Genomic DNA, 10,089 nt, shown 5'->3' with positions numbered 1-10,089 from the left:
AACGCCGTCGGTGACCTCATGACCTGGACCACCGTGGCCTGAGAACACCGCTTACGCTATTGGCCGAGCTGGGCACAAGACTGGGCGAATATGAGGATGCGCAGTTTATTCTCGAGAAGTGCAAACAGCTCAATCCCGGCTATATCCCGGCACGATATGATCTGGTCGATGTGCTCAGCAAGCGCTTCCATTACGCGCGCGCGCTGAGCGAGGCGGAAGAAGTCCTCACAAGCGAACCGGATAATCTGCAATTTCGTATGCTGCGGGCAAATCTGCTATTGCAGATTGGCGAGACTGAGACCGCGCTGGCCGAGTATAAGACGATCCAGCGACAGGACGAGACCAACACCCGCGTCAGTCTTACACTTGGCCACGCCTACAAGACGCTTGGGCGGATCGATGACGCGGTCAATGCTTATCGGCACGCCTATCGCCTGAAGCGCGATTTCGGCGATGCATACTGGAGCCTTGCCAATCTCAAGACCTATCGCTTCACCGACGATGAGCTGGTTGCAATGGCCACCGAGGAGGCCAAGGCCACGACCGAGACAGATGATCGCATTCATTTGTGTTTTGCGCTGGGGAAAGCCCATGAGGACCGCGCCGATCATGCCAGCGCGTTTGCTTGCTATGCCCGTGGCAATCACTTGCGCCAATCAATCCTGGGTTATCAACCTGATTCAGTTACTTATGAAGTCGACCATCAGATAGAGCACTGCTCTCAAAGCCTTTTTTCTGCCAAGCTTGGATCGGGCTGCGCGGCAGAAGATCCGATATTCATTGTAGGGTTGCCACGTGCGGGCTCGACACTGCTGGAACAGATCCTGGCCTCGCACAGCCAGGTCGAGGGAACAACCGAGCTTCCCGATATCATGGCCATCGCCTCCCGGCTCAATGGGCGGCAAGCGGCGGAGGAAGAAGATCGCTACCCTGCCAACCTGATGGAACTCACACCCGCCGAATTGTCTGGTCTGGGCGAAAGCTATATGGCTTCGACAATGGTTCATCGCCGCGAAGGCAAGACCCGCTTCATTGACAAGATGCCGAACAATTTCCGGCACATCGGTTTAATCCATCTGATTTTGCCCAACGCACGGATCATCGATGCCCGGCGCGATCCAATGGACTGCGGCTTTTCCGTGTTCAGACAGCTTTTCGCGCAAGGCCAGGACTTCTCCTACGGTCTTGGACATATCGGCCGATACTATCGCGACTATGTGCGGCTTATGGATCACTGGGATACCGTGCTTCCCGGCCGCGTGCTGCGTGTGCAGCATGAGGATGTGATCGACGATCTGGAAGCGCAGGTTCGCCGCATCCTGCAACATTGCGGCCTTCCTTTCGAACAAGCCTGTGTCGATTTCCATCAAACCCGGCGGGCAATTCGAACGCCGAGCTCGGAGCAAGTCCGCCGCCCGATCAATCGCGACGGTGCCGGCGTCTGGAAGAATTTCGAGCCATGGCTCGCACCGCTCAAGAACGCGCTTGCGGGGCAGGATGGCCCGTAAGGCCTGCCATTGGCTGGCATTGCGTATTGACTGGCAGCATCCTCGGCTGCTGCCAGCCCATTCAGTCGGTCCCGATCACCGCATTGCCAATCAGCGTCCCGGCTTCGACCGCTTGATGCGCTTTCGCTGTTTCATCGAGGGCAAAGCGGGCAGCAATCAGGTGCTGCAGAGCGTCTGCCTCTAGCGCGCTGCTGAGCCGGGTGACCACGTTGGCTCGTTCGTTTGCCGTTAGTGCGTAGACCAGCATCATCCGAAGCGTCGTGTGGCTGAACATCAGCGGATAGAACGGAAGTTGCGGCGTGGGATCGGCCATCGAACCATAGGCAGCAATCACACCGCCCGGCGCAAGGACAGCCGCGCTTGTTGCGAGGTTTCCGCCAAACTCAACTTCCACGATGCGATCAATGCGCTGGCCGCCGGTCGCATCGAGGATGGCTGTAGCCGTGTCGGCCGACCGGTAGTTGACGACAGCATGGGCACCTGCCGCAGTGGCAATCTGCGCCTTTTCGTCTCCGCTCACGGTTACCACCACGTGCGCCCCGCCCCACCGCGCAAGTTGGATGGCATAATGCCCGACGGCCCCGGCGCCGCCCGTGACCAACACGGTCTGGCCGCTGACGTCACCATCAGCGAACACGGCGTGGCAGGCGGTGGACGCTGGGATGCCGAGGCAGGCCCCCGCTTCAAAGCTGGTGTTTGGCGGCAGCGGAACGGCCTGTTCGGAAGGAACGCAGACATACTCCGCGCACGTGCCGTTGGCGCGCTTCCACGCCGCGTTCCACAACCAGACCCTGCTTCCGAGCCGCGCTGCATCGACACCGGCGCCGACAATGTCGATCTCGCCTGCGCCATCCGAATGGGGGATCACCCTGGCAAACGGGATTGGCCCGCGTGCGCCGCTCCTCGCCTTCACATCCGAAGGATTGACCCCGGACGCGCGAATCCGAACCCGGACTTCGCCAGGACCAGGCAGCGGATCATCGAGCACATTGCAGCGCAGAACAGCATCTGCAGCGCCTGTCGTTTCATACCAGACAGCGCGCATCAAACTGCCATTTCCATCGAAAGTCCCTCCGTGTGTCCATCTATCGAAAGCGCCTGGCCTGAAATCCGCTGCCCGGCGGGCGATGTGAGATAAATCACCATGTTCGCAATGTCGTCGCAGGTTACAAATGTGCGCAAGGATGTCTGCCTTTTGTACTCTGCCTCTACCTCGGCGATCGGCAAGCTTCTGGCCTTGGCATCGGCCGCGATGACCTGATCGATCCGGGGGCCTTCGACACAGCCCGGACAGATCGCGTTGACCCTGATCCCTTCGGGCCCAAGTTCCATTGCCAGTGTCTTGGTAAGGCCGATGACAGCCCACTTGCTCGCTACGTAAGGCCCGCGCAGCGGGCAACCAAACAACCCTGCATTGGAGCTCATATTGATGATAGAAGCACCGGGCGCTTGGCAGCGCAGCAAGGGGATAGCCTCGCGGGTCATGTGGAATGTGCCGTTGATATTGATGTCGATGGTTCGCAGCCACGCGTCGACAGGCTGATCTTCAAGTCGTGCTGTTGGCCCAGCGATGCCCGCGTTGTTGACGAGCAAATCGATGCCGGCAAGGCCTCTGGCGTTCAGATCCGCCTTCACAGCGTGGTAGAAGCGGCTAACTGCATCGCGGCTGCTGACATCGCAGGCGAATGCTGCAAGGCTTGGATCTGTTTGCTGCAGCTGTGTAATCGCGTCTTCATCCTGATCACAGACGTAGACCAGCCAGCCTTGCCTGCTCATGCAGCGCGCAATGGCAAGGCCGATGCCGTTCGCCCCGGCGGAGATAATGGCTGTTTGCACTTGAGCTTTACCGTTCATCTGCGTGATCGCGATGCCAGCCGGTTCAGGCTTTCCCGGCTTATCAGCAAACGATGAATACTGGCTTGGCGTTGAGCATTTCTCATGTCAGACTTAACAGAATGCGAAATGTACCGCCACCGCTCAACGCCTTGCGTACGTTCCACACTGCCGGTCAGACCGGTAGTTTCAAACTTGCAGCCGAGATGCTCAATGTTACGCCGTCAGCGGTTTCCCACCAGATCAAGTTTCTGGAGGATTATCTCGGCGTTTTGCTTTTCATGCGCAGCACGCAGGGAATTGAACTTTCGCAGGCGGGCAAGGCCTTTCATAGATACGTCCATGCTGCCTTCCTCGAGATCGACGATGGTATGCGTGCGCTGAAGCGGCACACACGTCCGGATGAACTGACGATCCAGACGTATTCGACGATCGCGGTGCGGTGGCTCATGCCTCGAATCCAGGAGTTTCAGAAGCTTTACCCGCAACTGGTTATTCGCCTGGTCACATCGCAGCAAGATGCCGACTTTGCTGACGATGCATGCGATGTCGCGCTGGTGATCGGCAAGCCGGCAGGCGCAAGGCTCCATGTGTCCTATCTGTTCACGCCGCGGATATTCCCTGTCTGCACGCCGCAGATAGCCGCGGCGCTGGCGTCAGTCGAAGACCTTGCCCAGCAAACGATTTTGCAGGTCTATTCATCTAAGGGCGACTGGCGAATCTGGCTGGACAAGCATGGTGTGGCCACGGTCAACCCGGACGATGGTCTCCGCTTTGACAGCTACGACCATGCCTTGCGGATGGCGGCGCGAGGGCATGGTGTAGCTCTTGCGATGCAGCCCTATGCCACGGAAGAGTTTGCGGCCGGCGTTCTCGTCCGCCCCTTTCCGGATCACGATGTGCGGCCGGATGTCAGCTGGTACGTTGTCAGTCCCGAGACGCGGGCGGATAGTGCTCACGTCAGGGCGTTTCGCAGATGGGTCATTCAGCAAGTCGAGAACGATCCCTCACTTGCGCCGCTGCGCGAGGAGTGACGTGAGATTTTCTCAGCATTGGTGAATGAGAAGTCCTTTGCGAGGCTGTTCTTGCGATGCGAGCTTGATGCAGATTACCAAGCATGCGCAGGCCATGAGCGTCGGCGCTGATAGCATACTTGGGCCCTTTGTAGGCAGAAGCACATGGGAAGGCCGTGACCTTGGCTGCTGAAATCGGCCCTGACCTGCAGTTGCGCGCTCCGAAAGGTAGGCGCCGCAGTGCCGCGTGTTTTCTGCTTTTCTCGGCTGCGATCCTTGCGTCTTGTCCCGTTTCTTCCATGGCCCAATCCGGGCCGGTCGTGCGGATTGGGCAGTCGGAAATTATTGGCATCCCCGAAACTGACGGCGTGTCATCGTTCCGCGGGATCGCTTATGCACAGCCCCCGGTTGGGCCGCTTCGCTGGAAACCGCCGCGCCCGCTGGCGCTGGCACCCGGCCCTATAGATGCGACGCGCTTTGCTCCGGCCTGCGCCCAGGGTGATGGTAACGCGCAGTGGTACCGCAGCGTGGCCCAGGCGATGGGGGCCGAACCCACCGTGATCAGCGGACCGGCGCAGATCAGCGAGGACTGCCTCTATCTCAACATCTGGACACCGCACCCATCATCTTCTCCCGCGCAGAAGCTTTTGCCAGTGATGGTCTGGATCCACGGCGGCTCGAACGCGAACGGCTACGCGCATGAGCCGAACTACATGGGAACCATTCTGGCGAGGCAAGGCGTTGTCTTCGTTTCGATCAACTACCGGCTCGGCCTGCTCGGCTTCTTGGCGCACCCAGCGCTTGGTCAAGACGCCATCGGCCAGCAGGGCTTGCTTGATCAACTTGCTGCATTGCGCTGGATCAAGGCCCAGATCGTTCACTTTGGTGGCGATCCTTCGCGTATCACTGTGTTCGGGGAGTCCGCCGGCGGGACGGACATTGCTTTGCTGGCCGCGATGCCGCAGGCCAAGAGCTTGATAGCACGGGCGATCATTCAGAGCGGGTACTTGCCAGCGCCTGCCTTCATCACGCGCCGCGCGGCGCAGGCTCTTGCCATCGACCTGTTCGGAGCCAAGGCCAGTGCGCAAAGCCTGCGTGCCATGCCATGGCAGGACATCATCAGTCTGGAAGCAAGCAAGCTGCGAGGGCATTTCTATGCGCCGGTGGCAAAGCGCCCCCAACGATCCACCGTCCCACTGCTGATCGGCAGCAATGCGGATGAAAACCTGATGTACCAGCCCAAGGAGAAAGCCGGGCAGGAGCGCGATCTCGCAGTTGCGCTCAAGGGCCTGTCGTACCCTCGTCGGCAAGCAGTTTCGGCTTTGCTTGATGGAGTTGCAGTGGATCTGCCCGCGCGTCTCAATGCGGTCAGCTCCAATCAGTCTTTTCATTGCCCGGCGGCGCGGTTTGCCAGTGCCACGGCAGCGAAGGGCCGCCGGACTTTTGTCTATCGCTTTGAGAAAGTGAGACCGGGCGAGCACGGGCTAGGTGCTTATCACGGTGCCGAAATCCCCTACGTGTTTGGACAGGACGATGCCTGGTTGAGGTCCACCACCAAGGATCATGCGCTGTCCAAAATGATTCAGCGCTACTGGTTGAACTTTGCGCGCTCGGGAAATCCCAACGGACCGCAGCTTCCGCTATGGCCTGATTGGCGTGGTCGGGCACCGCGCCTGCTCGATCTTGGCGAAGCGCTTGTCGCCATTGAGCAGCCGCTTGCCAGCCTTTGCACCTTGCTGCCGCCCGAACGCTGATCCGCTTCCGTTCTGTATCATCCGAGATTTGCCATGCTTCATCTTGAGCCGCTCATGACCTTTTCCAACGGCGTGGAGACCTACAAGGTTGGCCGGACTCCGTTTGGTGAACGCATCACCTACGTAATCAAGGCTGGCACGTTCTCTGGACCTCGCGTCAAAGGGCGGATTCTTGATGGCGGCGGAGATTGGATGCTGGTCGGGGAAAGTGGTTTGGCACAGCTGGATGTCCGCAAGGTTCTGGAAACCGACGACGGCGCCATCATCGATCTGCGCTACAATGGCCTCTATCGCTTCAGCGATGCAGTGACTGCAAAATTGGATGCTGGCTTTGAGACAGCCTTCGGCGAGACCCAGTTTCAAGTTCAGGCCAGTTTCTCGACTGGCGACCCGCGCTATGACTGGCTTAATTTCACCCTGGCGGCGGGAGAGGCGCGGGAAACGCCCGGCGGTGTGGTCTATGCTCTTTTCGCCATCATGCAGACCAGAGCACAAGTCGGACACTCGAGCTGACTGGGGAGCCTTGAATGATCACGTTTCGAGCCGTGCGTTCCCTGCCGAAAACGCCTCGGAGGTCAGCACTGCAAAATTCTGATGCGCGCGTTGCCCCTTTGCGCAACCCGCCCTTTTAAGGACAGCCAAGAGTCATGCAGCGGAGAATATCGACAGATGTCCTGGTTGTCGGCGGAGGTACGGCCGGCTTTGGCGCTGCTTACGCTGCTGCCAGCCAGGGTGCGCACGTGCGGCTCATTGAGGGAACCAGCAAAATTGGCGGCGTCATGGCATTTTGCCCGGGCATGCCCTGGGGCGGTGGTTTTCCGATTGGCCGCAGTATCGGCGGCGTTTTCGATACGCTGACCGCCAGGCTGTGCTTCGCGCAGCCGCCGCTTGCCGAGATCCGTCCCTCTGTGCTCGCCAATTTTGGGCCAGAGGTCGTCTATGATCACGAAGCGGCTGTGTTTGCGATGTTTCAGATGCTGGAAGATGCCGGCGTCGAAGTCCATTTGAACACGTTCGCGGGTTCGCCTGTGATGGATTCAAGGCGCATTGCTGCGATCAATTGCTACGATAGGACAGGACCGCTGACCATCGAGGCAGGCGTGGTGATCGATTGCTCGGGCGATGGCGACATATCCGCCAAGGCCGGCGTCCCCTTCACGCTCGGCGACGAGCACGGCAACATGATGGGCGTAACATTATCCTTCTCTATGCTGGGGGCTCCGTGGGAGCAGGTCTTCGTCCACGGAGATCCCTATTTTACGTCGGATGCTGCGCGCGGCATCGCTGAGAGCCGGTTGCATCCCGATCTTGCCAAGCTCTACCTGATGCGTGGCTTCCACCGCGACACCATCTTCTGCAACTCAGTGCACATCCGCGGGGTGGACGGAACTGATCCGCAGCAGGTGGCCAAGGCCACGCAGGAGGGTCGGCGGCGTTGCCATCAACTGGCAAGGTTCCTGATCGACAGTGTTCCAGGCTTCGAGAATGCGCGCATGAGCGAACTCGGCCCAACGATTGGCGTTCGCGAAACCCGAAAGCTTGAGGCCGTGCAACGCATTCTCGCGCGCGATCTTGCCGGGGCTGCAAGGTTTGCGAGTGGCATCGTTTGCTGCGATAATCCGATAGACGATGTCATGCGCGCCGATGCATCGATGACGCATGACGCAATCGTTGCGCATGGGAGCTACTATACCATCCCCTTTGACGCCATGGTGCCGCGCGAGGTTGAGAACCTGTTGTTTGCCGGTCGGCTCGTATGCGCCGATCCAGCGGCCTTTGCCTCGGTGCGCGGCATGCCCCAATGCATGGCGATGGGGGAGGCCGTGGGGGTCGCTGCGGTCATCGCCAATGCGAGAGAGGTCGCTGTTCAGGCCGTGGATCCGGCTGAGGTTGTTGCAATCCTCACTGCCCGCGGCGTCAAAGGCTTGGGGCGCGAGAACCTTTCGGAGTATGCACCAGTCCTTCAATCAGCTGCTGGCAATTGATGCCATGTTGATTGGGCGGCCTTTTTTCCCGAACGTTTCCATAATCTTCGAAATATTGAACTATACTGACGGCCAACAAAGACTGGATCCATGTCGCCAACTCACAGCTATAAAATATGATCGTAATTTCAGACGCTCAGGGGGCACTTTTACCGAAATTCGTGAAGATCTGTGGGCGATACGAATCTCAACGGATAGCTGCGCTGCTCAGGATCGGCATCATTAGAGCCGTGCTGTCGGCGCAACCGACGCAGGTTTTGGACCAAGGCGAGCCCCACCATGTCGATTGAGACGCATCCATCGATAAGAACCACTCCGCTCATCCTTGTCGCGCTGATGGCAACCAGCTTGTTCATCAATTATGTCGACCGCGGGAACCTTGCGACGGGTGCTGCCCTGATCCGTGCCGATCTGCATCTTTCAGCAACGGCTTACGGTGTTCTGGCCGCAGGCTTCTACTTTGCCTACGCCTTCTGCCAGCTTCCAGCAGGTGCGCTGTCAGATCGGTTTGGCGGAAAGCTTGTGCTTGGGATTGGTGCGCTGCTCTGGTCGGCCTCGACCTTCCTGACCGGTTTTGTCGAGAGCTTTTTCGGGCTCTTTGTGCTCCGCATGATGCTCGGAATGGGTGAGAGCGTAGCCTTCACGACCACGTCAAAGATCATCGCCAGCAATGTCCCGCGCGGACAGATGGGATTGGCCAACGGGGTGATCGGGTTTGGCTATCTGGTCGGGCCAGCTGCAGGAACGCTGATCGGCGGTTTCCTTATGGCACTGTGGGGCTGGCGGGCAACATTCATTCTGTTTGGCGCAGTTTCGCTGCTCTGGCTTGTGCCATGGAGCCGTGTACGCATCAGCGAGATCAAGCCCGCCGAGGCTGCGAAGCAGGACATGGTCAATCTGCGCCAAATCCTGAGCAGAAGGGCCTTGTGGGGTGCTTCACTTGGCCATTTCGCAGGAAACTGGAATTGGTACTTCATTCTCGGCTATCTACCGATGTATCTTGAGATGCAGCGTGGTTACTCGATGTCCCAAATGGCGACGGTGGTATCGAGCGCCTATCTGGTCAATGCTCTCGCCGCACTCTTGGCAGGTTGGGCGTTCGACAAGGCAATTCAGCGCGGCTGGTCCCCATCGCTCACGCTTAAGCTGCCTTTGGCAGCAGCGCATATCGCTGGATTGCTATGCATGCTTGCAATGCCATTCATGTCAATCACCGCCTGCATTGCACTGCTGTTCATCTACGAGATGTTCCTCGGCTTCTCGTCACCAGCCTATTTCATGATCCCCCAAATCATGGCGGGTCCGAGTGCCGCAGCTCGCTGGGTGGGTGTGCAGAACATGATGGGCAACATGCCCGGGATCATCGGTGTTCTATTCGCGGGCGTCCTCATCGATGCAGGGGGCGGCTCCTATGGCACGGCGTTCTTGCTGGCAGGATCGATTAATATGCTGGGCCTGATTGGCTGGATCGGGATCCTGCCTAAAGTGGAACCGATCGCCTGGGGAACCAGCGAAGCGATACAGAGTACCTTACCGGGCCTCCTTATCGCTGTAGAAACAACACGGGAATGATCGTTCCGAATTTCTGTGGCTTAGGCATTATCGTCCAAAATCAGCGGACCCGATGGACGCGATTGCCTGCGTATGATCCGCCCAAGGTGGAAAGACCTGCGGCTTTAAACGCCAGCGACGTCAGCTTGCGAAAGCGCTGTCTCTGGCAGTGTCCTCCAGATCAGAGCCGCCATGAGGAAGCAGATCGAAGCAAGCGCCATGACGGGACCGAGGCCGAATACGCCCGCTAGCGGAGCAGTGATAAGCGGCGCCATCATGCTGAGTCCGCGTCCCCAGTTGTAGATCGAAGCGGCTGTCGATCGCAAATGAGAGGGATAGAGTTCGGACAGCCACGGGCCCCAGATTGCCGAAGCCGACAGCATGACACCTGACCTGCCACGGGACTTTCATCCAGCTCTGATTAGAGCCTCGACGGTTGTGGTTA

The 10,089-nt window shown here is 58.9% G+C and carries 8 protein-coding genes; 6 read left to right on the top strand and 2 right to left on the bottom strand.

Going from position 1 to position 10,089, the window contains the following annotated elements; all coding sequences use genetic code 11:
* Positions 1 to 59 precede the first annotated feature (59 nt).
* A complete protein-coding gene (locus IP83_RS07405; protein WP_054121578.1) occupies positions 60 to 1,508 on the top strand; it encodes a sulfotransferase in 1,449 nt (482 codons plus the stop codon).
* A 61-nt stretch (positions 1,509 to 1,569) separates the two neighbouring features.
* Here the strand turns inward: IP83_RS07405 and IP83_RS07400 are convergent, their stop codons facing one another.
* On the bottom strand, positions 1,570 to 2,553 hold the full coding sequence (locus tag IP83_RS07400) for an NADPH:quinone reductase (RefSeq protein WP_054121577.1): 984 nt from the start codon (positions 2,551 to 2,553) through the stop codon (positions 1,570 to 1,572).
* Positions 2,553 to 3,362 carry an SDR family oxidoreductase gene (locus IP83_RS07395; RefSeq protein ID WP_054121576.1) on the bottom strand — a complete coding sequence of 270 codons (810 nt, stop codon included), beginning with the start codon at positions 3,360 to 3,362 and terminating at the stop codon, positions 2,553 to 2,555. The genes IP83_RS07400 and IP83_RS07395 overlap by 1 nt, the downstream gene beginning before the upstream one ends.
* A 101-nt stretch (positions 3,363 to 3,463) precedes the next feature.
* On the opposite strand from IP83_RS07395, the gene IP83_RS07390 reads away from it, so the two are divergent.
* The 5 genes from IP83_RS07390 (at position 3,464) to IP83_RS07370 (ending at position 9,665) form a co-directional block, all read left to right on the top strand.
* A complete protein-coding gene (locus IP83_RS07390) occupies positions 3,464 to 4,375 on the top strand; it encodes a LysR substrate-binding domain-containing protein (protein WP_197274311.1) in 912 nt (303 codons plus the stop codon).
* 161 nt (positions 4,376 to 4,536) lie between these two features.
* Positions 4,537 to 6,108: a carboxylesterase/lipase family protein gene (locus tag IP83_RS07385; RefSeq protein ID WP_156309619.1), complete on the top strand. Its 1,572-nt coding sequence runs from the start codon at positions 4,537 to 4,539 to the stop codon at positions 6,106 to 6,108.
* A gap of 33 nt (positions 6,109 to 6,141) precedes the next feature.
* Positions 6,142 to 6,621 carry a DUF3237 domain-containing protein gene (locus tag IP83_RS07380; protein ID WP_054121573.1) on the top strand — a complete coding sequence of 160 codons (480 nt, stop codon included), beginning with the start codon at positions 6,142 to 6,144 and terminating at the stop codon, positions 6,619 to 6,621.
* Positions 6,622 to 6,755: 134 nt separating this feature from the next.
* A complete protein-coding gene (locus IP83_RS07375; RefSeq protein WP_054121572.1) occupies positions 6,756 to 8,093 on the top strand; it encodes an FAD-dependent oxidoreductase in 1,338 nt (445 codons plus the stop codon).
* A 279-nt stretch (positions 8,094 to 8,372) separates the two neighbouring features.
* A complete protein-coding gene (locus IP83_RS07370; protein WP_082364568.1) occupies positions 8,373 to 9,665 on the top strand; it encodes an MFS transporter in 1,293 nt (430 codons plus the stop codon).
* Positions 9,666 to 10,089 lie beyond the last annotated feature (424 nt).

The sequence above is a fragment of the Novosphingobium sp. AAP93 genome (assembly GCF_001296055.1).
Lineage (GTDB): Bacteria > Pseudomonadota > Alphaproteobacteria > Sphingomonadales > Sphingomonadaceae > Novosphingobium.
This window is presented reverse-complemented; position numbering and strand designations above follow the sequence as displayed.